Origin of the sequence: Pseudonocardia sp., assembly GCF_050250275.1 — a bacterium.
Classification (GTDB): Bacteria; Actinomycetota; Actinomycetes; order Mycobacteriales; family Pseudonocardiaceae; genus Pseudonocardia.
The window spans coordinates 1-23,563 of the sequence record NZ_JBFWOY010000056.1; the positions used below are offsets into that span (position 1 = coordinate 1).

Annotated in this window: 25 protein-coding genes; 19 read left to right on the forward strand and 6 right to left on the reverse strand. The window is 73.9% G+C overall.

The features are described from left to right. From AB7F12_RS30600 to tsaD, 8 genes are all read left to right on the forward strand, one after another. Positions 1-339: MarR family winged helix-turn-helix transcriptional regulator (locus tag AB7F12_RS30600; protein WP_428518062.1), on the forward strand; the 339-nt coding region annotated here is incomplete at its 5' end. Between the two features lie 107 nt (positions 340-446). After that, positions 447-1,577, forward strand: a complete 1,131-nt coding sequence (alr, locus tag AB7F12_RS30605) for an alanine racemase (protein WP_428496988.1) — start codon at positions 447-449, stop codon at positions 1,575-1,577. Then, the gene (locus tag AB7F12_RS30610; protein WP_428496927.1) at positions 1,574-2,695 is read left to right on the forward strand and encodes an alpha/beta fold hydrolase; all 1,122 of its coding nucleotides are present in this window, start codon (positions 1,574-1,576) and stop codon (positions 2,693-2,695) included. Before alr ends, AB7F12_RS30610 begins: the two co-directional genes overlap by 4 nt. Further along, the gene (gene tsaE, locus AB7F12_RS30615) at positions 2,692-3,156 is read left to right on the forward strand and encodes a tRNA (adenosine(37)-N6)-threonylcarbamoyltransferase complex ATPase subunit type 1 TsaE (RefSeq protein WP_428496928.1); all 465 of its coding nucleotides are present in this window, start codon (positions 2,692-2,694) and stop codon (positions 3,154-3,156) included. The genes AB7F12_RS30610 and tsaE overlap by 4 nt, the downstream gene beginning before the upstream one ends. Next, positions 3,153-3,863 (forward strand): HAD family hydrolase, encoded by a 711-nt coding sequence (locus AB7F12_RS30620; RefSeq protein ID WP_428496929.1) that lies wholly within the window; start codon positions 3,153-3,155, stop codon positions 3,861-3,863. The genes tsaE and AB7F12_RS30620 overlap by 4 nt, the downstream gene beginning before the upstream one ends. A 23-nt stretch (positions 3,864-3,886) precedes the next feature. Beyond that, positions 3,887-4,561, forward strand: coding sequence for a tRNA (adenosine(37)-N6)-threonylcarbamoyltransferase complex dimerization subunit type 1 TsaB (tsaB, locus tag AB7F12_RS30625; RefSeq protein WP_428516359.1), 675 nt, complete (start codon positions 3,887-3,889; stop codon positions 4,559-4,561). Then, complete coding sequence (gene rimI, locus AB7F12_RS30630; protein WP_428496931.1) at positions 4,558-5,019, forward strand: ribosomal protein S18-alanine N-acetyltransferase; 462 nt, start codon at positions 4,558-4,560, stop codon at positions 5,017-5,019. The genes tsaB and rimI overlap by 4 nt, the downstream gene beginning before the upstream one ends. After that, positions 5,016-6,065 carry a tRNA (adenosine(37)-N6)-threonylcarbamoyltransferase complex transferase subunit TsaD gene (tsaD, locus tag AB7F12_RS30635; protein ID WP_428496932.1) on the forward strand — a complete coding sequence of 350 codons (1,050 nt, stop codon included), beginning with the start codon at positions 5,016-5,018 and terminating at the stop codon, positions 6,063-6,065. The genes rimI and tsaD overlap by 4 nt, the downstream gene beginning before the upstream one ends. An 87-nt stretch (positions 6,066-6,152) precedes the next feature. Here the strand turns inward: tsaD and AB7F12_RS30640 are convergent, their stop codons facing one another. Together AB7F12_RS30640 and AB7F12_RS30645 are read right to left on the reverse strand one after the other, a co-directional pair. Beyond that, positions 6,153-7,088, reverse strand: a complete 936-nt coding sequence (locus AB7F12_RS30640; protein ID WP_428496933.1) for an aldo/keto reductase — start codon at positions 7,086-7,088, stop codon at positions 6,153-6,155. A gap of 35 nt (positions 7,089-7,123) precedes the next feature. Further along, positions 7,124-7,666 carry a zinc ribbon domain-containing protein gene (locus AB7F12_RS30645; protein ID WP_428496934.1) on the reverse strand — a complete coding sequence of 181 codons (543 nt, stop codon included), beginning with the start codon at positions 7,664-7,666 and terminating at the stop codon, positions 7,124-7,126. Between the two features lie 235 nt (positions 7,667-7,901). Between AB7F12_RS30645 and groES the strand changes: the two genes are divergently transcribed. After that, on the forward strand, positions 7,902-8,192 hold the full coding sequence (groES, locus tag AB7F12_RS30650) for a co-chaperone GroES (RefSeq protein ID WP_013677399.1): 291 nt from the start codon (positions 7,902-7,904) through the stop codon (positions 8,190-8,192). Between the two features lie 119 nt (positions 8,193-8,311). Next, on the forward strand, positions 8,312-9,934 hold the full coding sequence (gene groL / locus AB7F12_RS30655; protein WP_428496935.1) for a chaperonin GroEL: 1,623 nt from the start codon (positions 8,312-8,314) through the stop codon (positions 9,932-9,934). Between the two features lie 141 nt (positions 9,935-10,075). Here the strand turns inward: groL and AB7F12_RS30660 are convergent, their stop codons facing one another. Continuing rightward, the gene (locus tag AB7F12_RS30660; RefSeq protein WP_428496989.1) at positions 10,076-10,405 is read right to left on the reverse strand and encodes a WhiB family transcriptional regulator; all 330 of its coding nucleotides are present in this window, start codon (positions 10,403-10,405) and stop codon (positions 10,076-10,078) included. 132 nt (positions 10,406-10,537) lie between these two features. Here AB7F12_RS30660 and AB7F12_RS30665 point away from each other — a divergent pair, with 132 nt between their 5' ends. The 5 genes from AB7F12_RS30665 (at position 10,538) to AB7F12_RS30685 (ending at position 16,303) form a co-directional block, all read left to right on the forward strand. Further along, on the forward strand, positions 10,538-11,635 hold the full coding sequence (locus AB7F12_RS30665) for a MerR family transcriptional regulator (RefSeq protein WP_428496936.1): 1,098 nt from the start codon (positions 10,538-10,540) through the stop codon (positions 11,633-11,635). 62 nt (positions 11,636-11,697) lie between these two features. Next, positions 11,698-12,807, forward strand: a complete 1,110-nt coding sequence (locus AB7F12_RS30670; RefSeq protein WP_428496937.1) for a hypothetical protein — start codon at positions 11,698-11,700, stop codon at positions 12,805-12,807. A gap of 166 nt (positions 12,808-12,973) precedes the next feature. Next, positions 12,974-13,570 carry a response regulator transcription factor gene (locus AB7F12_RS30675; RefSeq protein WP_013677394.1) on the forward strand — a complete coding sequence of 199 codons (597 nt, stop codon included), beginning with the start codon at positions 12,974-12,976 and terminating at the stop codon, positions 13,568-13,570. A gap of 655 nt (positions 13,571-14,225) precedes the next feature. Further along, on the forward strand, positions 14,226-14,798 hold the full coding sequence (locus tag AB7F12_RS30680) for a sigma-70 family RNA polymerase sigma factor (protein ID WP_428496938.1): 573 nt from the start codon (positions 14,226-14,228) through the stop codon (positions 14,796-14,798). A 2-nt stretch (positions 14,799-14,800) separates the two neighbouring features. Then, positions 14,801-16,303: an anti-sigma-D factor RsdA gene (locus AB7F12_RS30685; RefSeq protein ID WP_428496939.1), complete on the forward strand. Its 1,503-nt coding sequence runs from the start codon at positions 14,801-14,803 to the stop codon at positions 16,301-16,303. Between the two features lie 69 nt (positions 16,304-16,372). Here AB7F12_RS30685 and AB7F12_RS30690 read toward each other — a convergent pair whose 3' ends face one another. Continuing rightward, on the reverse strand, positions 16,373-16,729 hold the full coding sequence (locus tag AB7F12_RS30690; RefSeq protein ID WP_428496990.1) for a DUF5319 domain-containing protein: 357 nt from the start codon (positions 16,727-16,729) through the stop codon (positions 16,373-16,375). 205 nt (positions 16,730-16,934) lie between these two features. Here AB7F12_RS30690 and guaB point away from each other — a divergent pair, with 205 nt between their 5' ends. Both guaB and AB7F12_RS30700 read left to right on the forward strand, forming a co-directional pair. Then, the gene (guaB, locus tag AB7F12_RS30695; RefSeq protein ID WP_428496940.1) at positions 16,935-18,440 is read left to right on the forward strand and encodes an IMP dehydrogenase; all 1,506 of its coding nucleotides are present in this window, start codon (positions 16,935-16,937) and stop codon (positions 18,438-18,440) included. Between the two features lie 122 nt (positions 18,441-18,562). After that, positions 18,563-19,687 carry a GuaB3 family IMP dehydrogenase-related protein gene (locus AB7F12_RS30700; RefSeq protein WP_428496941.1) on the forward strand — a complete coding sequence of 375 codons (1,125 nt, stop codon included), beginning with the start codon at positions 18,563-18,565 and terminating at the stop codon, positions 19,685-19,687. Positions 19,688-19,710: 23 nt separating this feature from the next. Here the strand turns inward: AB7F12_RS30700 and AB7F12_RS30705 are convergent, their stop codons facing one another. Together AB7F12_RS30705 and AB7F12_RS30710 are read right to left on the reverse strand one after the other, a co-directional pair. Beyond that, positions 19,711-20,175, reverse strand: coding sequence for an SRPBCC domain-containing protein (locus AB7F12_RS30705; RefSeq protein WP_428516362.1), 465 nt, complete (start codon positions 20,173-20,175; stop codon positions 19,711-19,713). Then, a complete protein-coding gene (locus AB7F12_RS30710; RefSeq protein ID WP_428496943.1) occupies positions 20,172-20,924 on the reverse strand; it encodes an enoyl-CoA hydratase/isomerase family protein in 753 nt (250 codons plus the stop codon). The genes AB7F12_RS30705 and AB7F12_RS30710 overlap by 4 nt, the downstream gene beginning before the upstream one ends. A gap of 58 nt (positions 20,925-20,982) precedes the next feature. Here AB7F12_RS30710 and guaA point away from each other — a divergent pair, with 58 nt between their 5' ends. Both guaA and AB7F12_RS30720 read left to right on the forward strand, forming a co-directional pair. Then, positions 20,983-22,533 (forward strand): glutamine-hydrolyzing GMP synthase, encoded by a 1,551-nt coding sequence (guaA, locus tag AB7F12_RS30715; protein ID WP_428496944.1) that lies wholly within the window; start codon positions 20,983-20,985, stop codon positions 22,531-22,533. Positions 22,534-22,557: 24 nt separating this feature from the next. Beyond that, a complete protein-coding gene (locus AB7F12_RS30720; protein WP_428516364.1) occupies positions 22,558-23,481 on the forward strand; it encodes a methylenetetrahydrofolate reductase in 924 nt (307 codons plus the stop codon). Positions 23,482-23,563 lie beyond the last annotated feature (82 nt).

The window sequence follows — 23,563 nt, forward strand, 5'->3', positions numbered from 1 at the left end:
ATGGCGCCGGACCGGCTGCTGCGGATGAGCGCCCTCGCCGAGCTGACGGGCGGCTCACTGTCACGGCTGTCCAACGTCGTCAAGCGGCTCGAGCAACGCGGGTTCGTCCGGCGTGAGCCCGACCCCGCCGACGGCCGCTACACCAACGCGATCCTGACCACCGAGGGCTGGGACAAGGTCGTCGCCGCGGCACCTGGACACGTCGAGGCGGTCCGGCACCTGGTGCTCGATCCGCTCGGACCCGCCCAGATCGCGGCCCTCGGCGAGATCGGGGAACAGCTGCGCGCCCACGTCCGCGGCGAGTGCGCCGCACCGCCCCCCGCCGAGACGGACTGCTGACGCCGGAGTGCGAGGGCGGTCGCATCCCCGGACCGGGGCGGGCCGCCGGGTGCGATGATGCGGGCGTGGCGCAGCCGAGACCGTCCGACCCCGGACCGCGGGCCGAGATGGTCGTCGATCTCGCGGCGGTGCGGCACAACGTCGGGCTGCTGTCGCGGTCGGCGGCGGCGTCGGGGGCGGCGACGATGGCCGTCGTCAAGGCCGACGGCTACGGCCACGGCGCGCTCGACGTCGCGCGGGCGGCACTGGGCGCCGGCGCCGGCTGGCTCGGGGTCTGCACCCTCGACGAGGCGCTCACGCTGCGCGGCGCGGGGATCGACGCGCCGGTGCTGTCGTGGCTGCACCTGCCCGGCGAGGACTTCGCCCCGGCCCTCGCCGCAGGTGTCGACGTGTCGGTGTCCTCGCGCGCGCACCTGGCCGCGGTCCTCGACGGGGCCCGGCGCGCGGACCGCCCGGCCCGCGTCCACCTGAAGATCGACACCGGGCTGAGCCGGAACGGCTGCCCGCGCGACGACTGGCCCGACCTCGTCGACGAGGCGGCGAAGGCGGCCGCGTCGGGGCTGTGCGAGGTCGTCGCCGTGTGGTCGCACCTGGCGGTGGCCGATGTCGCCGACCACCCGGTGACCGACACGCAGGCCGCGCGGCTGGACGCCGCGTGGCAGGTCGCGTGCCACCGGGGGCTCGCCCCGTTGCGCCACATCGCGAACTCCGCGGCCACGATGTCGCGCCCGGACCTGCACCACGACCTGGTCCGGACGGGCATCGCCGTGTACGGGCTCGACCCGTTCGGCCGGCCCGTCGAGCAGAGCCCGCTGCGGCCGGCGATGACGTTGCGGGCCAGGGTCGCCCTCGTGAAACGGGTCCGCGCCGGCGAGGGCGTGTCCTACGGTCACGAGTTCACGACGCCCCACGACACCACGCTCGCGCTGGTCCCGCTCGGCTACGGCGACGGCGTGCCGCGGCGGCTGAACTTCGGCGGCCGGATGCGGGTGTGGCTCGGGGGCCGGTCGCGGCCGGTCCTCGGCCGGGTGTGCATGGACCAGGTGGTCGTCGACTGCGGCCCCGACGAGGGACCCGAGGTGCGGGAGGGTGACGTGGCGGTGCTGTTCGGCCCGGGCGACGGGGGCGCGCCGACCGCCCAGGAGTGGGCAGACGAGCTCGGGACGATCCACTACGAGGTCGTCACCGGGGTGCAGTCGCGGCGGATCACGCGAACGGTCGTCGGGGAGAACGTGTGAAACCGGGTGTCTGGCAGACCGTCGGCATCGCGAGCGGTGTCGCCGGGGCCGCGGGAGCCGCGGTCGGTGTGGGCGTCGCGGCCCGGCGCCGCAACAGGATCGCCGCACAGCGCCGGCGGTTGGCGGCGCAGCTGACGTCGACGCCGCCGCCGGAGTCGACGCCGCGCAGTGAGCAGTCGTCGGTGACCGCCGACGACGGGGTCCGGCTCTCCTGCGAGGAGATCGAGCCGCCCGAGGGCGTCCGCCCGATGCTCACCGTCGTGCTAGTGCACGGGTTCGCCCTCGACCGGCGGACGTGGTCGCTGCAGCTGCCGGTGCTGGCGGCGCTGCGGCGCCCGGCGGTGCGGGTCGTCATGTACGACCAGCGCAGCCACGGGCGCTCGGAGCGGGCCCCGCGGGAGACGTGCACGATCGAGCAGCTGGGCCACGACCTCGACGCGGTGGTCCGCGCGCTGGCCCCGGACGGCCCGCTGGTGCTGGTGGGGCACTCGATGGGCGGGATGACGGTGCTGGCCCTGGCCGAGCAGCGCCCCGAGCTGTTCGCCGAGCGCGTGGCGGGTGTCGCGCTGGTGTCCACGTCGGCGGGGGAGATGGGCAGCGGTGGCCTGGGGGCGGCGCTGCTGTCGCGCAGCAACCCGCTGCTGCGCGGTGTCGGCCTGCTGGCCCGGGTGCAGCCCAAGCTGGTCGAGGGGGTGCGGCGCGCGGCGGGGGACCTCATCTGGTCGATCACCCGCAGCTACGCCTACGGTGACCGGTCGGTCGACCCGGCGCTGGTCGACCTCGTCGACACCATGATCGGAGCGAACGCGGTGGACGCCCTCACCGACTTCGTCGACACCCTGGGCAGCCACGACCGGATCGCCGCACTGCCCGCGCTGGCGGGCTGCGAGGTGCTGGTCGCGGCCGGGGACGCCGACAAGATGATCCCGTTCTCCCACAGCGAGCGGATCGCCGGCGAGCTGCCGTCGGCACGGCTGCTGCGGCTGCCCGGCGTCGGCCACATGCCGACGATGGAGAAGCCCGCGGAGTTCGACGCGGCGCTGGTCGAGCTGATCGACGCGTCGGCCAAACGGGTCGCGGCGGGCCGGTCGGTGCGCCGGATGAGGAAGCGGGCATGACCGTGTTCGATCACGAGCACGTCCTCCCGGAACCGGCCGACACCGAGGCGCTCGGGGAATCCCTTGCGGCGCAACTGGAAGCGGGCGACCTGGTGCTGCTCTCCGGCCCGCTCGGCGCCGGCAAGACGGCCATGACCCGCGGCATCGCACGCGGTCTGGGCGTCACGGGAACGGTCACGTCGCCGACGTTCGTCATCGCCCGCGAGCACCGGCCCGGCCCGGGTGGGGCGGGGGTCCCGCTGGTGCACGTCGACGCCTACCGGCTCGGGTCGTCGGGCATCGCGGTCACCGATGAGCTCGACGACCTCGACCTCGACACCGACCTCACGGCGGCCGTCGTCGTCGTCGAATGGGGCGAGGGCGTGGCGGAGCGGCTGTCGTCGTCGCACGTACTCGTGCGCCTGGACCGCCGCCCCGACGACGTGCGCGTCGCGACGGTCCGCCGGATGTCACCGACATGATCAGGGCGGTCCTGTTCGACTGGGGCGGCACCCTCACCCCCTGGCGGACGATGGACTTCCGCGCGGGCTGGCAGGCCTACGCGTCGCTGCGGCACGCCGGAGACCAGGCGCGGGCCGCCGAGCTCGCCGAGGCTCTGGCCGTCGCCGACGTCGCCCGCTGGACCGGGATCCGTGACGACGCGCGGGCGTTCACCATCGCCGACGTCCTGGCCGACGCCGCCGCCGACCACCGCGACGACGAGCACGCCGACGCGCTGGCCGCCTACCGCGACCACTGGGTGGCGGCCACCCACACCGACCCGGAGGCCGCGCCCATGCTGCGCGCGCTCAAGGAACAGGGCCTGCGGCTGGGCATCCTGTCGTCGACGATGTGGCCCGGCGCGTGGCACGACGAGTGGCTGCGCCGCGACGGCGTCCTCGACCTGTTCGACGGCCGCACCTGGTCGAGCGACCTGCCCTTCACCAAGCCGCACCCGGCGGCGTTCCGCGCGGCGATGGACTCCGTCGGTGTCGACGACCCGGCCTCCTGCGTGTTCGTCGGCGACCGGCCCTACGACGACATCAGCGGCGCCAAGGGCGTCGGCATGCGGGCGGTCCTGGTGCCGCACAGCGAGATCCCGGCCGACCAGCAGGTCCCCGTCGACGTCACCCCGGACGCGGTCATCCAGCGCCTCGCCGAGCTCCCGGACGTCGTGCGCGGGTGGTGAACGGCGGCTCGTAGGCTGGCCGGGTGCTGGTTCTGGCGATGGACACCGCGACGTCGACCGTGACGGCGGGCGTCGTCTCGCTTTCTGTCGACGGCCCGCCGGCGGTCCTGGCGCAGCGCGTCGACGCCGGCGCCCGCAAGCACGGTGAGCTGCTGATGCCCAACGTCCTGGCCGCGTGCGCCGAGGCCGGTGTCGCGCTGCGCGACGTCGACGCGATCGTCACCGGCACCGGGCCCGGCCCGTTCACCGGGCTGCGGGTCGGCATGGTCACCGCCGCCGCGCTCGGCGACGCGCTCGGCACACCGGTGCACGGCGTCTGCTCGCACGACGCGATCGCCCGCGAGGCGTGCGCGGAACGCCTGAGCGGCAACCTGATCGTCGTCACCGACGCGCGGCGCCGCGAGGTCTACTGGGCCGGCTACGAGGCCGAGGGCGCCCGCGTCACCGGCCCGCACGTCGAGGCCCCCGCGGTGCTCGTCGAACGCCTGGGCGGTTTCCCGTCGGTCGCCGCGGCGGGGGAGAAGGCCGAGGTCACGGGCCTGCCCGTCATCGGGCCGGCGTCGGCGGGCGTGGCCGGGCTGGTCGCCGTGGCCGCCGACGCACTGCGCGCGGGCACCGACCCCGGCCCGCTGCGCCCGCTCTACCTGCGCCGGCCCGACGCCGTGGAACCGGGAGCCCGCAAACGGGTGAGCGCATGACACGTGTCGTCGTCGGCCCGCTGCTGCGTGCCGACGCCGACCGGTGCGCCGAGCTGGAGGAGATCCTCTTCCCCGGCGACGACCCGTGGAGCGCCCAGGCGTTCCGCGACGAGATCGGCGCCGGACACGTCTACGTCGGCGTCCGCAGCGACGACCTGCTCGTCGGCTACGCCGGGCTGGCGTTCACCGCCGGGCCGCCGCAGCCGGAGGCCGAGGTGCACACCATCGGCGTCGACCCCGCCCACCAGGGCCGCGGCCTCGGCCGGGTCCTGCTGCACAGGCTGCTCACCCCCGCCGACGAGGCGGGGGCCACGATCTTCCTGGAGGTGCGCACCGACAACGAACCCGCCCGGCGGCTCTACGAGTCCGAGGGGTTCGAGATCGTCGGCGTGCGCAAGAGGTACTACCGGCCCTCCGGGGCCGACGCCTACACGATGCGAAGGGACGCGCGAGCGTGACGAGCGGGCTGGTGCTGGGGATCGAGACGTCGTGCGACGAGACCGGCGTCGGGCTCGTCCGTGTCGACGGTGACGGCACGACCACGTTGCTGGCCAACGAGATCTCCTCGAGCGTGGAGGAGCACGCGCGGTTCGGCGGCGTCGTGCCGGAGGTGGCGTCGCGGGCGCACCTGCAGGCCATGGTGCCCGCGGTGCACCGCGCGATGGCCGCGGCGGGCGTGACCGCACGCGACGTCGACGCCGTCGCCGTCACCGCCGGGCCGGGGCTGTCGGGGGCGCTGCTCGTCGGCGTCGCCGCGGCCAAGGCCTACGCCGCGGCCTGGGACGTCCCGCTCTACGGGGTGAACCACCTGGCCGCGCACGTCGCCGTCGACACCCTGCAGAACGGCCCGCTGCCGCCCGCGCTGGCGCTGCTCGTCTCGGGCGGGCACTCCAGCCTGCTGTCGGTGCCCGACCTCGCCGGTCCGGTCACCCCGCTCGGCGCCACGATCGACGACGCCGCGGGTGAGGCGTTCGACAAGGTCGCGCGGCTGCTGGGCCTGCCCTTCCCGGGCGGCCCGCACATCGACCGCGTCGCCCGCGAGGGCGACCCTGCTGCCGTGGCGTTCCCGCGCGGCCTGACCGGCCCGCGCGACGCCCCGTTCGACTTCTCCTTCTCCGGCCTGAAGACGGCCGTCGCCCGCCACGTCGAGGCGCTGGAACGGGCGGGCACGCCGGTCCCGGTCGCCGACGTCGCCGCGAGCTTCCAGGAGGCCGTCGTCGACGTCCTCACCGCGAAGGCGGTGCAGGCCGCCCGCGAGCACGGCATGGAGATCCTGTGCCTGGGCGGCGGGGTCGCCGCCAACTCGCGGCTGCGTGCGCTGGCCCAGGAGCGTTGCGACGCAGCGGGTCTGGTGCTGCGGGTGCCGCGCCCGGCGCTGTGCACCGACAACGGCGCCATGGTCGCCGCGCTCGGCGCGCATCTGCTCGCGGGCGACGCCACCCCGTCCTCGCTCGACCTCCCCGCCGACTCGTCGCTGCCGGTCACCGAGGTCCTGGTCGGCTGATCCGCCGGGTGCGCCCACCGCGGCGCCGGCCCGGTCGGACCCCGTGAGTGGCGATGGCCGGTACGGCGCCCATCGCCACTCACGGGCTCAGGAACTGACGTGCGAGAGCAGGCGCAGCTCGTCGTCGGTCAAGGTGAGGTCGAGCACCGGCAGCAGGTCGGCCAGCTGCTCCGGGGTGCGGGCGCTCGCGATCGGGGCCACGACGGTCGGCTGCGCGGCCAGCCACGCCAGCGCCACCGCCGCCACCGGCACCTCGTGGCCCGCGGCGATCTCGTCGAGCGCGGCGAGCACGGCGCGGCCGCGGTCGTCGAGGTACGCCAGCGCCCCCTCGGCCCGGACGCTGTCGACCGCGGGGCCGCCGTCGCGGTACTTGCCCGTCAGGAAGCCCTTGGCCAGCGCGTAGTACGGCAGGCACGAGATGTTCTCCGCCTGCAGCAGCGGCGCCTGGGACGCCTCGAAGTCGTCGCGCTCCATCAGGTTGTAGTGCGGCTGCACGGCCTCGTAGCGGGGCAGCCCGTCGCGGGCGGAGATCTCCAGCGCCGAGCGCAGCCGCTCCGCGGTGAAGTTCGACGCCCCCAGCGCCCGGACCTTGCCCGCCTTCACCAGCGTCGCGAACGCGTCGAGGGTCTCCTCCTGCGCGACCGACTCGTCGTCCCGGTGCGCGTAGAGCAGGTCGATGCGGTCGGTGCGCAGCCGGCGCAGGCAGTCCTCCGTCGCGTCGGCGATGTTGGCCGCGGACAGGCCCGGCTTGCTGGGCAGGCCGCTCACCTTCGTCGCGATCACGACGTCGTCGCGGTTGCCGCGGGCGGCCATCCAGTTGCCGATGATGGTCTCGGACTCGCCACCGGAGTTGCCCGGCTTGCGCCAGAAGTAGGAGTCGGCGGTGTCGATGAAGTTGCCGCCCGCCGCCACGTAGGCGTCGAGGACCTCGAACGAGGCATCCTCGTCGATGGTCCACCCGAACACGTTGCCGCCGAGGCAGAGCCGGGACACGTCCAGGTCGCTGGAGCCGATCGTCGTCATGAGGGACAACCGTACGTCGCTGACCGCGCGCGCGGTCAGCGGGCGAGGCTGTTGCCCTCCGGGCCCTCGGTGTGCGACAGGCGCTTCGCGAAACAGTCGTCGCGCAGCAGGTTCTGCTGGTCGCACCACGCGTTCGCCTCCTGCGGGGTGGCGAACGGCTGCCCGACCAGCGTCACGAAGAAGCCGCCGCGGCGGAAGCTCGACCAGTCGTCGGACCGCAGCAGGATCGCCTGCGGGAACCGCGACCGCGACACGGTGAAGTCGGCGAGGATCGACGCCTCGTCGAATGTCCGGCCGTTGACGACGAGCCCCGGCGCCTTCGAACCGATCTGCGGCACCCAGCGCCCGACGAGGCTCTCCGCCTGCGGCCGGTCGGTGGCGACCTGTTGCCGCAGGGCCTGCGCCGGGTCCGCGGCGGCGAGCGAGCCGGACGGTGTGGTCGGCGCCGTGCTCCGCGTCCCCGGCCCGCCCGCCGCTTGCGCGATGCCGGGGACGGGGCGGTACAGCAGATCGTCGCGGAACAGGTAGACGGCGAACGCCGAGCCCAGGACCAGCAGCGAGGTGAGCAACGCGGCCACGACCGTCGCCGTCGACGGCGGCCGGGACCCGTTCGGCCGGCCCGTGGGCCGGGGTGCGGGACCTCCCTGCGACACGGTCGTCCTCCCGACGTTGAGCAGTTGGCAGTCTCATGGGTAGAGTGCCAGAGCACAGAGCGAACGGGCCGCCCCGACACCCGCGACGGCGGGGCACCCGGTCGCCTGATATGTCAGGGTCAGAATCGAGTTCGTACCCCATGGAAGGGGAGGTCATCCAGTGGCGAACATCAAGCCGCTCGAGGACAAGATCGTCGTCCAGGCCAGCGAGGCGGAGACCACCACCGCTTCGGGCATCGTGATCCCCGACACCGCCAAGGAGAAGCCCCAGGAGGGCAAGGTCCTGGCCGTCGGCCCGGGTCGCATCGACGACAACGGCAACCGCGTGCCGCTCGACGTAGCCGTGGGCGACGTCGTCATCTACTCGAAGTACGGCGGCACCGAGGTCAAGTACAACGGCGAGGAGTACCTCATCCTCTCCGCGCGTGACGTCCTCGCCGTCGTCAACTGACGCCACCCGGCTGATTCTCCGGCCACCTCCACCGCCCCGGCCGACCGTCGACCACTGACTGGTCGCCGGGGCGGTGGCGTGTGGCGGGGCGCCGCACAAGAACATCGAGAGAGGCGAAGATGCCGAAGCAGATCAGCTTCGACGAAGACACGCGCCGTGCACTCGAGCGTGGGGTGAACCAGCTCGCCGACGCGGTGAAGGTCACCCTGGGCCCGCGCGGCCGGCACGTGGTGATCGACAAGAAGTTCGGCGGTCCGACCGTCACCAACGACGGCGTCACGATCGCCCGCGAGGTCGACCTCGAGGACCCGTACGAGAACCTCGGCGCCCAGCTCGCCAAGACCGTCGCCACCAAGACGAACGACGTCGCCGGTGACGGCACCACCACCGCCACGGTGCTGGCGCAGGCGCTGGTCCGCGAGGGCCTGCGCAACGTCGCCGCCGGTGCCAACCCGATGGCGCTGGGCAAGGGGATCGCCGCGGCAGCCGACGCGGTCTCGGAGTTCCTCAAGGAGAAGGCCACCCCCGTCAACGGGGATGAGCACATCGCGCAGGTCGGCACCATCGCCTCGCGCGAAGAGACCATCGGCCAGCTGATCGCCCAGGCGTTCGGCAAGGTCGGCTCGGACGGCGTCGTCACCATCGAAGAGGGATCGACGATGGCGACGGAGCTCGAGATCACCGAGGGCCTGCAGTTCGACAAGGGCTACCTCTCGCCGTACTTCGTCACCGACCCCGAGTCGATGGAGGCCGCGCTCGAGGACGCCTACGTCCTGCTGCACCGCGACAAGATCAGCTCGATCCAGGATCTCCTCCCGCTGCTGGAGAAGGTCCTGGCCGACGGCAAGCCCCTGCTGATCGTCGCCGAGGACGTCGAGGGCGAGGCGCTGTCCACGCTCGTCGTCAACTCGATCCGCAAGACCGTCCGCGTCGCCGCGGTGAAGTCGCCGTTCTTCGGTGACCGCCGCAAGGCGTTCATGGACGACCTCGCGATCGCCACCGGCGGCACGGTCATCAACGCCGAGGTCGGGCTCAAGCTGTCCGAGGCCGGTCTCGACCTGCTGGGCAAGGTCCGGCGTGTCGTCGTCACCAAGGACACCACCACGTTCGTCGAGGGTGGCGGCAGCAAGGACGCCGTCGACTCGCGCGTGGCGCTGATCAAGAACGAGATCGAGAACGCCGACTCGGACTGGGACCGCGAGAAGCTGCAGGAGCGGCTCGCGAAGCTGTCCGGCGGCGTCGCGGTCATCAAGGTCGGCGCGGCCACCGAGACCGAGCTCAAGGAGCGCAAGCACCGCATCGAGGATGCGGTGTCGGCGACCCGGGCCGCGGTCGAGGAGGGCATCGTCCCCGGCGGCGGTTCTGCTCTGGTGCAGGCCGCCAAGGCGCTGGAGGACGGCCTCGGCCTCACCGGCGACGAGGCGACCGGTGTCCAGATCGTCCGTCGCTCGCTGTCGTCCCCGCTGTTCTGGATTGCCTCCAACGGCGGTCTCGAGGGCGCGGTCGTCGTCTCCAAGGTCGCCGAGCAGGAGTGGGGCCACGGTTTCAACGCCGCCACCCTCACCTACTCCGACCTGCTGGCCGACGGCGTCATCGACCCGGTCAAGGTGACCCGTTCCGCGGTCGTCAACGCCGCGTCGATCGCGCGCATGGTGCTGAGCACCGAGAGCGCCGTCGTCGACAAGCCGGAGCCGCCGGCGCCCCCTGCCGCGGGTGGCCACGGCCACGGCCACGGGCACTGACAGTTCCCGTAGCCACGCACTGACCGCCGAGGGCGGGTGCGGACATCACGTCCGCACCCGCCCTCGTGCCGTTGTCGGGGTCGTCGTCCGCGGTCCACGGTCCGCGTTCTCAGCGGTCCGCGTTCTCAGCGGTCCGCGTTCTCAGCGGTCCGCGGTCTCGGTGGACCGCGGGTCGCGTGGCTGCCGTACCCGGCGCCCGCGGGCCTGCAGCACCTCGAGGCGGTCGGCCTCGGAGAGCCCGCCCCACACGCCGTAGGGCTCGTGCGCGGCCAGGGCGTGCCGTCGGCACTCCTCCACGACCGGGCATCTGCGGCACACGGCCTTGGCCTGCGCCTCCCGGTTGACCTTGGCCGGGCCGCGCTCGCCCTCGGGATGGAAGAAGAACGCGCTGTCCATGCCGCGGCAGGCGCCGCGCATCTGCCAGTCCCAGATTTCCGTCACGGGGACCGGAAGTCGTCGGGTGTCTGCCACGACCTTCACCAGCCTGTCTGCTCGAACGATGTCGTCGACGCCGAGATACCCATAGTGAATCGCGCCAAACCTGATTCAACAAGAGTAGCGCCGCAGATTTTCGGCTTGACCGCCGGACGGCCGGCACGCACGATGACCGCCGTGGAACGGGACCCGAGCCTCGCTGCAGCGGCTGCCGACGCGCAGGGGGTCGACGGCCTCTCGCTGCCGGTCGCCGCTGTCGCGCGCCGCCTCGGCGTCGCGCCCGCGACCCTGCGCACCTGGGCCCGTCGCTACGGACTCGAACCGACCGGCCACGTCCCCGGCCGCCACCGCCGCTACACCGCCGGCGACCTCGCACGGCTGGAGGTCATGGCGCGCGCGCTCACCCACGGCGCCGGGCCCGCGGAGGCGGCGCGGCTGGCTCTCGCCCCGCACGCGACGGCCCCGGTCTCCCCGACGGCCCCGATCCCCCCGACGGCCCCGATCCCCCCGACGGCCCCGCACCCCCAGACGGCCCCGGCTCCCACGGCCGTCGCCGCCCACATCGCCCCTGTCGCCCCCGTCGTCGCCGTGGCGACCCCCGCCGTCGACACCCCGCCGCCGCGGCGTGGTGGCAGGCAGCTCCGCCTCCCCGGTGCCGGCCCCCGCGCCCACGGGCTCGCCCGGGCCGCCCTCGCCATGGACGCCCAGGCCGTCCGGACGGTCCTCGCCGAGTCCGCGGCCGTCGACGGGCTCGTCGCCACCTGGGAGGACGTCGCCCGGCCCGTCCTCGTCGCGGTCGCCGAGCGCTGGGAGTCCGACGGCCGCGGCGTCGAGATCGAACACCTCGTCAGCGACTGCGTCACCGGCGTCTACAACGCCCACGCCGTCCACGCCCCCGTCGGCCCCGCCCTGCGCCCCGTGCTGCTCGCCGCGATGCCGGGGGAGCTGCACGTGCTGCCCGTGACCGTGCTGTCGGCGGTGCTGGCCGAGCGCGGCCTGCCGTGCCGGCCGCTGGGTGCCGACCTGCCCGCCGACGCGCTCGCCGACGCGGTCCGCCGGATCGCGCCCGCCGCGCTCGTGCTGTGGTCGCAGATGACGGAGTCCGGCGACGCCGGGGTCGTCGAGTCCCTGCCGCGGACCCGGCCGCGCCACCGCGTGTTCGTCGGGGGCGCCGGCTGGGACGGTGTCGCGCTGCCCGCCTCGACGACCCGCCTCACCTCGCTCGCGGAGGCCGCCGACGTCCTGACCCGGGTCGTGACCGGCTGATCCGGTCCGACCCGTCCCCGTGGGAGGCGGCGTTCGGGGCCGCGCCCGGCCGGGTCGTCACCGTGCCGCCCGGTGCGTGCCCCGGCGATCGCTGGGCCGCCGCCGTCGCCCTGGGCGGCCAAGGTCGTTACGGCCGCGCCGCGACGCTGCTGACCGGCCTGCTCCACGACCCGGCGGTGCCGCGTGTCGTCGCCGCGCACGCGGCGGTCACGTTGGCGTCGCACCGGCGACAGCTCGGCGGGCACGTCGCCGCGCGCCGCCACGACGCGTGGGGGCTGCGGCTCGCGGCGGATGCGGCGTCGGTGCCCGGGATGCCGACCGTCGAGGTGGCCCGTGCCGATGCCCTCACCGGCCTCGCCGCCGACGCGCTCGGGGCCGGTGACCTGCATGGATCCCGTGTCCTACTGGCGCGGGCGACCTCGGCCTGCGCAGGGCTGGCGGAGGGGGACGACCCCGGTGGGGCCGGGCGCTGCGCGATCCGGGCGAGATGGGTCGCCGCGGAGCTCGCCCTGATGGCCGGCGACCCCGCTGCGGCACGCTCGGCCGCCGCGTCGGCAGAAGCGGGCGCCCGGGAGAGCCGTTCGTCGCGACACCGGGTGAAGTCGGCGATCGTGGCCGGAGTGTCGCGCGCGGCGGCCGACCCCGACACCGCCCCGGGCGTCCTGCTCGAACTGGACGCCGCCGCGGCCGCCGCCGCACACCTCGGACTGCTCCCGTTGCACTGGGCCGCGGCCCTCGCCGCGGCCGACCTGGCGGACCGCCCGGGTGTCGCCGATGCCGCGGCCGCCATGGCCGCCGACGGGTCCGCGACCACCCGCAGCTGGGACGATGTACTGGGACTCGCGTCGGGCGCCGAGGTTGCCTGGCATCCCCCGGACGGCCCTGTGCTGCCACCGGTACGACGGCCGGACCCTTCCGTGGGGGCCACCCGATCGGCCCTGCCGTCCGCCTCGCGTCAGCGACCGTCCGGCGTCGTCGACCGCATCGGGAACGCAAACGACCGACACGTGGATCGATCCTCCGATGCGCCGAATGACACGGTGAGCGACGCGCCACGCCGACGACACGCCGCCGCGCGAACGCTGAGCGTCCTCTACTCCCGATCGGACCCGACCGGCAGGCGCCTGATGGGGGAGTCGGCGTGGGTTCCGAGGTGGCACCGGGTAATGTAATTACTCCGTTCGGACGTTCGTCACCCACATGACGAGTGCCACTCGGCGAAACGCGCTCGAATGGAGGGCACAAACTCGCCCTGATCGTGTCAAGGTGAGGCTGTCACCCGCCGATGCGGAGGGTGACACATCACCCGGCTGCAGGAAGCTGCAGGAAGGAATCGTCGTGACGACGGTACTCATCTGCGACGATCGTCGCAGCGTCCGCGAAGGTCTCACCCGCGTGATGTCCGCGGTGCCGGGGGTGCACCGGATCGACTGTGTGGCTCATGGCGACGAGTTGCTGGCCCGGTTCTCCCGGCAGCCGGTGGACGTCGTCCTGGTCGGGACCCAGCGTGCGGTCCCCACCGGTGTGGAGGCGACGCGACGGCTCGTCGCAGCGCACCCGCAGGCCAACGTCATCGTGTTCGGCGCCCCCGACGACGCGGGCAGCATCGCCGCGGCCATCGCCGGCGGCGCACGCGGCTACCTCCGCTGGGATGCGTCCCGGCCGGAGCTCGTCGCCGCCCTCGCCCACACGTTGGCCAGCACCGCGGTTCCCACGCCGCGTACGCCGGCCGACCCGGGTGTCCAGCTCACCGAGCGCGAGCTGCAGGTGCTCCGCGGAATGAGCCAGGGCAAGAGCAACGGACAGATCGGCCGCGAGCTCTACCTCTCCGAGGACACCGTGAAGACCCACGCGCGGCGGCTGTTCCGCAAGCTGGGTGTTCGCGACCGCGCCCAGGCCGTCGCGCACGGCTTCCGTCGCGGTCTCGTGTCCTGACGTCCGTCCGCCGAGAGGCGGTCGCCCGGCTCCCCCTTGCCGGGCACCCGGTCGTCGCGTCGGACCCCGAACCCGACGCGCGACCACGACGGACGCCCGGCGGTGCCCACGCGCCGCCTGTCCGCCCGGGCGTTCCGTGCGGCTCGAGTTCCCACCCCAGAGGACTCCATCCGGCACGCGGTGCGTCCCAGTGCTCCCCACGGGTCGCCGGGTTCTCCGGCGACCCCGGTCACGGCCTCCGTCGTGATCCCGCCCGGGTGCCGACCTCCCCGGGCTGTGTCGCCGTCCCCGGTCCGCCCGGGCGCGGCCGCGCTGCTCGCACTCCCGTTCCCTCCCGCCGCCGCCGGCTCCCGCCGCCCGCGAGGGACGGTCACCGGCGACCCCGATCGACCAGGATCGCCCACACGTCCTCATGCCTCCGCCCGGCGCAACCCCCGGGTCCGGACGGCGGTGCCTTTCGGCAGAATTGCGCCATTCGGCGGCGTGACGCCCGGCGTCGCCGCTCGTTCCCACGATCGAGGCCTTGTCCGCAGTTCGGGCCCGGGCTTCGCTACCGTGTTCGTTGTCGAGGACCTCATTACGACACTCTCCGTAGTCGTCCTCACCGAACGGATGATGTCGACCATGTTGCGTAACACCCGGAGCACGGCCTGCGATGAGTGAACCGACAGACGTTCTCGACGAACTCGTGGCATCTGCAATGGCAGGTGACCGACGGGCCGTCGAACGTGTGCTGGCCATCATCCGGCCGCTGGTCGTGCGCTACTGCCGGGCGCGACTGGGCCGGGTGGACCGATCGTCCGCCTCGGCGGACGACGTCGCGCAGGAGGTGTGTCTGGCCGTGTTGACGGCCTTGCCCGGCTACCGGGTCCAGGGACGGCCCTTCCTCGCATTCGTGTACGGCATCGCTTCACACAAGGTGATCGACGCCCACCGGGCCTCCAGCCGCAACCGTTCCGAACCGGTCGCCGACGTCCCCGACGCGATCGAGGTCGCGGACGGTCCCGAGCAGCGCGCGCTCCGCGTCGAGCTGTCCGGTGAGATGGCGCGCCTGCTCGAGGTACTACCCGAGAAACAACGCGAGATCCTCGTGCTGAGGGTCGTCGTCGGGCTCTCGGCGGAGGAGACGGCGGAAGCCGTCGGCTCCACCCCGGGCGCCGTCCGCGTCGCCCAGCACCGCGCACTCGCCCGATTGCGCAAGTCGATGCCCGAGGAGGAGGTGGTCTAGAGATGAGTGATCGTGCACCCGGCGGTCCCGAGGAGACCCCCCGCCGCGGCCGTCACCGCCGTCCCGACGGCGCACCCAGGAACGGATTCCCCCGCGACGGGGCCGCCGGCCACGACGGCGTCCCCGGCAGTGGCGTCCCCGGCAGCGGCGTCCCCGGCGGCGGCGTCCCCGGCGGCGACGTCCCCGGTAGCGGCACCCCCGGCGGCGGAGTGCCGCGCGCCGGCGGCTCGTGGTTCGACCCGGACCCGCGCGCCCAGGACCCCCGGCCGCAGCCGAACAACGGATCGTGGCCGCCCGCCGCCGAGTGGCCGCCCGTCGCCGAGTGGCAGGTCGACGGCTCCCGGACCAACGGGTCCGCAGGCGGCTCCCACCACAACGGCTCGTACACCAACGGGCGGCACGTCAACGGCGCCGGCGGCCCCGCGATGGGCCGGCCGCTGCCCCCGCGCGTCCCGCAGCCCGCGGCCACGCCGTCGGCAGGTGCCGAGGAGGCGCCCGACCTGATGGCCGTGCAGTCCGACGACGCCCTCATCGACGCCCTCGCCCGCGGCTACGGCGGTGGCGGTGGCGGTGGCGGCGAGGACGACCGGATCGCTGCGATGCTCGCCGCCTGGAAGGCCGAGGTCGACGCCGACCCGATCCCCGAACTCGTCGACACCGACACCGCGCTCGCGACGATCATGGCCGTCACCGGCGGCCCGATCGACGTCGACACCACGGTGTTCCCCGTGGTGCAGGCCGACGCCGAGGCGACCGGACCCCAGGGCCCGGTCGGTGACAGCGCGTCCGACGGCCCGGTCGGCGACGCCGGCGCGACCGTCACACCGATGCGCCCGAGCAGGCGCCCCGGTAGGAAGGCCCGCCACCTCGCCCCGCTCGCGGCCGCCGCCGCACTGATCGTCGTCGCCGTCACCGGCGTGTCGATCGGGGCGCACGGGGCCCAGCCCGGCGACGCACTGTTCGGCGTCACCGAGGTCCTCTACACCGAGACCGCACAGTCACGGCAGGCGGCGGTCGATGCGCAGGCCGGCATCGTCGCGGTCAAGGAGTCGCTCGCCTCGGGCGACACCAGCGGCGCGGCGCAACAGCTCACCGCGGTCGAGCAGCTCATGGCCAAGGTGAAGCCCGAGGACGGCGCTCCCGTCCTGGAGGCCAACCAGCGTTTCCTGACCATGAAGCTGCAGGAGACGCCGGCGGGTCAGAAGGCCGACCCGGAGGCCCCGCTGCGCGACGGCACCCCGCCGCCGGCCCCGCCGTCGATCCCCGGCAAGCCGAGCACGTCCACCTCGCCGTCCACCCCCGGTGACCCGGTGACGTCGACGCCGACGGCCCCGCCGACGACCTCGGCACAGCCGCCGTCGACCACGGAGTCGCCCACGACGACACTGTCGCCGTCGGGCACGCCGAAGCCGACGTCGGAGGGCCGGCCGGACCCGTCGTCGACGACGTCCGGGTTGGGTTCGACGAGCACGTCCGACCCCACGCCGGTCGCCCCGCCCAGCTGATCCACGACGAAGGCCCCCACCCGGAGCGGGTGGGGGCCTTCGTCGTGTCGCGGTGCAGTGTCGGAGGTCTCAGCCGTCGCTGATCGTGGCGTCCGCGTAGCCGCGGCAGTACTCCCACGTCACGTAGTCGGCCGGGTCCGGATCGAACGCCGGCTCGTGCGGGCGCATCTGCCCCTCGTCGAGCAGCTGCTGCAGGCTGGCCCGCAGCAGACGCCACTCGTGGAAGTGCTGCTCGCCGCAGTCACCGCAGTCGACGACGATGCCGCGCACCCCACGGCACTCCAACAGGGCCTGGTAGACGGCAAGATCGGCGAGATCGGCGACGACCTCCTCGCGCTCGGCGCTGCTGAGCTCGTCGAGGTTCGCGGCGTCGTCGAGGGACAGGGCGGGATCGTGCGGATCTCCCGCGAAGGGGTCCGGGGGCATCGCGTCGGCCGACACGTTCGACACCGTACCCCGCCGGCCCACCCACCGTGTCCCGGACGGAGCAATCCCCGCAGGTGCGCACGGTGGTGGGTGTGCCGCACGACTCGTCGGTTCGGTCCCACCCGGCGGCCCGGATACGATGTGGTGAGGGCGGCGCCCGGGCCGTCCGCACACGTGCTGACCGGTGAGGGGCTGAAAGCCTGCGATGACCACTGAGACCACCGGACTGCCACCGAAGTTCGCGATGCTGGGTCTCACGTTCGACGACGTGCTGCTGCTCCCGGCGGAGTCCGACGTCGTCCCGAGCGCTGCCGACACCAGCACCCAGGTGACGCGACGCGTCCGAATCCAGGTGCCCGTCGTGTCCTCGCCGATGGACACCGTGACCGAGTCCCGCATGGCCATCGCGATGGCCCGCGCGGGCGGGCTGGGCGTGCTGCACCGCAACCTGTCGACCGACGAGCAGGCCGCGCAGGTCGAGGTGGTGAAGCGTTCGGAGGCCGGCATGGTCACCGACCCGGTCACCTGCTCACCCGACGCGACGCTCGCCGAGGTCGACGCCCTCTGCGCGAAGTACCGCATCTCCGGCGTCCCGGTCGCCGACGCCGACGGCAAGCTCGTCGGCATCATCACCAACCGCGACATGCGGTTCGAGATGGACCACAGCCGCCCCGTCCACGAGGTGATGACGCCCGCGCCGCTCGTCACCGCGCGCGTCGGGGTCACCGCGGAGGCGGCGCTGGGCCTGCTGCGCCGGCACAAGCTGGAGAAGCTGCCGATCATCGACGGCGACGGCATCCTGCGCGGCCTCATCACCATCAAGGACTTCAACAAGACCGAGAAGTACCCCCTCGCCACCAAGGACCCCGACGGGCGGCTCGTCGTCGCCGCGGCCGTCGGTGTCGGCGACGACGCCTACGCCCGCGCGATGGTGCTCGTCGAGGCCGGTGTCGACGTGCTGATGGTCGACACCGCCCACGGCCACTCCAAGCGCGTCCTGGAGACCGTCGCGAAGCTGCGCGCCGAGGTGGGCGACAACGTCGACGTCGTCGGCGGCAACGTCGCCACCCGGGCAGGCGCACTGGCGCTCGTGGAGGCGGGCGCCGACGCGGTGAAGGTCGGCGTCGGACCCGGCTCCATCTGCACGACGCGTGTCGTCGCCGGTGTCGGGGCCCCGCAGATCACGGCCATCTACGAGGCGGCGCAGGCGTGTGCCGCCGCGGGCGTGCCGGTGATCGGCGACGGCGGTATCCAGTACTCCGGCGACATCGCCAAGGCCATCGCGGCGGGCGCCTCCAGCGTCATGCTGGGCAGCCTCTTCGCCGGCACGGCGGAGTCGCCGGGGCAGCTGATCCTCGTCGGCGGCAAGCAGTTCAAGACCTACCGGGGCATGGGCTCGCTGGGGGCGATGCAGTCGCGCGGAACCTCCAAGTCCTACTCCAAGGACCGCTACGCCCAGGACGACGTGCTCAGCGAGGACAAGCTCGTCCCCGAGGGCATCGAGGGCCGCATCCCGTTCCGCGGGCCGCTGTCGCAGGTCGTCCACCAGCTCGTGGGCGGGCTGCGGTCGGGCATGGGTTACGCGGGCGCGCAGACCATCCCCGAGCTGCAGCAGGCCCAGCTGGTGCGCATCACGGCGGCCGGTCTCAAGGAGAGCCACCCCCACGACATCACGATGACCGTCGAGGCGCCGAACTACGCGTCGAGGTAGACCGGGGGTCTGCGGCGGCGCCCGGGCGGCCGCGGTCCTCCTCACCCGGAGCCGCCTGGAGGCGCCCGGATCACCGAGCCCATCGACGGTGCCCCGGGGGACACCCCCTAGGCTGGTCACCCGTGCGTGACCTCGTTGAGATCGGGATGGGCCGGACGGCCCGTCGCAGCTACGACCTGCAGCAGATCGAGATCGTTCCGTCGCGGCGGACACGGAGCTCGAAGGAGGTCACGCTCGGCTGGCAGCTCGACGCGTACCGCTTCGAGATCCCGCTGATGACCCACCCCACTGACGCGATCGTCTCGCCCGCCAGCGCGGTGCGGATCGGGCAGCTGGGCGGCCTGCCGGTGCTCAACGCCGAGGGGCTGTGGGCCCGGCACGGCGACGCCGACGCCGCCCTCGAACGCGTCCTCGACGCCGCCGACGCCGGTGACGAGTCCGCCGCGATCCGCCTGCTGCAGAAGCTCCACGCGGCCCCGATCCAGCCGGACCTGCTCACCGAGGCGCTGAAGACCGTCCGGGAGGCCGGCGTCACCGTCGCCGTCCGCGTCAGCCCGCAGCGCGCCCGCGAGATCACCCCGACGCTGCTCGCCGCCGGCGTGGAGATCCTCGTCGTGCAGGGCACGATCATCTCCGCGGAGCACGTCTCCCAGGGTGAGCCGCTCAACCTCGGCGAGTTCATCAACGGCCTCGACGTGCCGGTGGTCGCGGGCGGCGTCGGTGACTACCGCACCGCCATGCACCTCATGCGCACCGGCGCCGCGGGCGTCATCGTCGGCTACGGCGAGTCCACGGGCACCACCACCGACGCCGTCCTCGGCATCGGCGTGCCCATGGCCACCGCGATCGTTGACGCCGCCGCCGCCCGCCGCGACTACCTCGACGAGACCGGCGGCCGCTACGTGCACGTCATCGCCGACGGCGGCATGGCGGGCTCCGGTGACATGGCCAAGGCCATCGCCTGCGGTGCCGACGCCGTCATGCTCGGCGAGCAGCTGGCCGCCTCCGCGGAGTCGCCCGGCGGGGGCCTGTACTGGACGTCGTCGGCCGCGCACCCCGCCCTGCCGCGATCGGAGATCACGGTGCAGGACACCGGCGACCGGACCCTGGACCAGGTGCTCTTCGGCCCGTCGGACAGCCCCTACGGCGACGTCGCGCTCTTCAGCGCGCTGCGCCGGGCCATGGCCAAGACGGGCTACTCCGACCTCAAGGAGTTCCAGAAGGCGGGCTTGACCGTCCGCGGCTGAGACGGGCCCCGGGCCGCGCCGGATCAGGAGCCTTCGACGAACGCGGCCAGGTTGGCCAGGGCCATGCGGGTGCCGGCCTCGTTGTCGGCGGGGGCGACGGCCTCGGGGAGGCCGTCGTGGGCGATCGTCACCTCGGTGCCGCCGGGGGCGTCGGTGAGCGTCGTGGTCTGGACGAGCGTGCCCCGGTTCCCGGGGTCGTCGGACTCGAACTCGAGCGTCTCCACGAGGGTGTCGCCGGCGCGCATCGTCGTGAAGACGCCGTGGTACGTGTCGGTGTGTGCGTCCGTCTTGCCGCCGACGGCTGCGGGGTCGGAGTAGGTCAGCGAGATGCGGAACCGGCCGCCCTCGCGGGCGTCGAACTCGTGGACCTCGCAGCTCATGCCGTCGGGGACGCGCCAGCGGGCGACCGCGTCGGCGTCGACCAGGGCCCGCCACACGGCGGCGCGCGGGGCCCGGACCAGCAGGGACACGCGTGTCGACCGGCTCACCGGAAGCTCGCCACGCGCGACTCGGTGTCGGGGATCGGGTAGCCGGTGGCGGCCTCGTAGGCGAGCCCGTCGGCGAGGCCGGTGCCGTCGAGGGCGTGGGCGTAGAGGTCCTTGTAGGCGGCGAGGGAGCCCTGGCTGTTGGCGAGCACGGAGTCGATGAGGTCCGCGACGGCGGCGTCGAGGTGGCGCAGCGGTGCCGAGCGGGTGACCAGGCCCCAGGTCGCGGCCTGCGCGCCGGTGAACGTCGCCGCGGTGTAGGACAGCCGCCGGGCGCGCGAGACGCCGATCAGCCGGATGAGCCGCTGGCTCATGCCCCACGACGGGCGGAGCCCGAACTTGGCGTGGGTGTCGCCGAACTTCGCCTGGTCGGCGGCGACGAGCAGGTCGCAGCCCAGCGCGATCTCCAGCCCGCCGGTGAAGCACGGGCCCTGGATGCGGGCGACGACGATCTTCGGGATCGAGGTCAGCCGGGTGAGCACCGCGCGGGCGGGGACGTCGAGCACGTCGCCCACGGCGCCGTCGACGATCCGCCGCTGCCCGAGGGCCTCGAGGTCGACGCCGGCGCAGAACGCCCGGCCGGCCCCGGTGAGCACGACGACCCGGACGTCGTCGTCGGCGGCGGCCTCGTCGATCCGGGCGGCGAGCCGGACGAGCATCTCCGGGGTGAGTGCGTTGAGTGCCGCGGGCCGGTTGAGGGTGATCGTCGCGGTCGCGCCGTCGCGGTCGAGGAGCACCAGGTCGTCGGTCATGGTCACACCGTAGGTCGCCGCCCCCGGGGTGGCGGGCGCCACGAACTATCCTTGGTCCGTGCAGCAGCCGACCGTCCTCGTCGTCGACTACGGGGCCCAGTACGCCCAGCTCATCGCCCGCCGGGTGCGTGAGGCGCAGGTGTACTCCGAGATCGTCCCCTCCGACACGCCGGTCGCCGAGATCGTGGCGCGCAAGCCCGTGGCGCTGATCCTGTCGGGCGGCCCGTCGAGCGTCTACGCCGAGGGCGCCCCGGAGATCGACCCGGCGCTGTTCACGGCGGGGATCCCGGTGCTCGGGCTCTGCTACGGGTTCCAGGCGATGGCCAGGGCGCTGGGCGGCGAGGTGGCCCCGGACGGCACCCGCGAGTACGGGCGCACCGAGCTGTGCCTGACGTCGACCTCCGGCACGCTGCACGACGGGCTGCCCGCCCGGCACCCGGTGTGGATGAGCCACGGCGACTCGGTGGTCCGCGCGCCCGAGGGCTTCACGGTCACGGCGTCGTCGGACCGGGTCGCGGTCGCGGCGTTCGAGGACACCGACCGCCGGCTGGCGGGGGTGCAGTACCACCCGGAGGTGGGCCACAGCCCGCACGGCCAGGAGGTGCTGCGGCGCTTCCTGCACGAGGTCGCGGGGCTCACCCCGAGCTGGACGACCTCGTCGATCATCGACGACTCGGTGGCCGCGATCCGCGCGCAGGTCGGCGACGGGCACGCGGTGTGCGGGCTGTCGGGCGGTGTCGACTCCGCGGTCGCGGCGGCACTGGTGCAGCGGGCGATCGGGGACCGGCTGACGTGCGTGTTCGTCGACCACGGACTGCTGCGCACCGGCGAGCGTCAGCAGGTGGAACGTGACTTCGTCGCCGCCACCGGCGCGAAGCTGCACACCGTCGACGCGGCCGACCGGTTCCTCGACGCCCTCGCCGGGGTCAGCGAGCCCGAGACCAAGCGGAAGATCATCGGGCGGGAGTTCATCCGGGTCTTCGAGGCGGCGACGTCGGAGGTCGCGGCGGCCGAGCACGTCGGGTTCCTGGTGCAGGGCACGCTCTACCCCGACGTCGTCGAGTCCGGCGGTGGCAAGGGCACGGCGACGATCAAGAGTCACCACAACGTCGGCGGCCTTCCCGACGACATCGAGTTCGCGCTGGTCGAGCCGCTGCGCACGCTGTTCAAGGACGAGGTCCGCAAGGTGGGGGCGGAGCTGGGGCTGCCGGAGACGATCGTCGGCCGCCAGCCGTTCCCCGGCCCCGGCCTGGGCATCCGCATCATCGGTGAGGTCACCTTCGAGCGGCTGGAGACGCTGCGCGCGGCCGACGCCATCGCCCGCGAGGAGCTCACCGCGGCAGGCCTCGACGCGACGATCTGGCAGTGCCCGGTGGTGCTGCTGGCCGACGTGCGCAGCGTCGGTGTCCAGGGCGACGGCCGCACCTACGGCCACCCGATCGTGCTGCGGCCGGTGTCGTCGGAGGACGCGATGACCGCCGACTGGACACGCCTGCCCTACGACGTCCTCGAACGCATCTCCACCCGCATCACCAACGAGGTGGCCGAGGTCAACAGGGTCGTCCTCGACGTGACGAGCAAGCCGCCGGGCACGATCGAGTGGGAGTGACCGGCGAGGGCGCATGATAGGGGCGTGATCACCCCTACAGCGCTGTCGCCGGGGATCCCCGGCCGGCTCGCGGACGCGCTGCGTACGGGCCGGTTCGCCGTCACCGCCGAGATCGCGCCGCCGCGGGGGGCCGACCTCGCGCCCGTCCGGCGGGCCGCCGAGCACCTGCGCGGGTGGGTCGACGCGGTCAACGTCACCGACAACGCGGGCGCGAACGTCCGGATGTCGAGCCTCGCGGGGAGCCTGGCGCTGCTGGCGGAGGGCGTCGACCCCGTCATGCAGATGACCTGCCGGGACCGCAACCGGATCGCGCTGCAGTCGGACCTGCTGGCCGCGTCGGCGCTCGGGGTGCCGAACCTGGTGCTGATGACGGGGGACCGGCCCGAGCGGGGCGACCACCCCGACGCGGCCGCCGTGTTCGACCTCGACTCGGGGGCGTTGACGAGCGCGGCCCGGCGGCTTCGCGACGACGGCGTCCTGATGTCGGGCCGCGCCGTCGACCCGGCGCCGCAGTACCTGCTCGGGGCCGTCGACAGTCCGGGGCCGTCGGCCGACCGGTTCGGGCAGAAGGTCGACGGCGGCGCCCAGTTCGTGCAGACGCAGTTCGTGTTCGACACCGCGGCGTTCGCCGGCTGGCTCGGCCAGGTCCGAGACCGCGGGCTCGACACGCGGTGCGGGGTCCTGGCCGGTGTGGGCCCGATCCGGTCGCTGCGGGCGCTGGAGTTCATGTCCTCGATCCCGGGGGTCGACATCCCCGAGGCGCTGGTGCGCCGCCTGCGCGGCGTGCCGTCGGACCGGGTGGCGGCCGAGGGGACCGCGGCGTGTGTGGAGACCCTGCGGGAGCTGCGGGACCTGCCGGGCGTCGCGGGCGTGCACGTGATGGTGGTGGGCGACGAGCGCGGCGTCCCCGAGATCCTGGAGGCCGCGGGACTGGCCCGGACGTCGTGAGTGGCGATGGTCGCGCCCGCGACCATCGCCACTCACAGGGTCGTCCGCCCCCACGGACGACCTCCGGCGGGCGGCGCCTCCC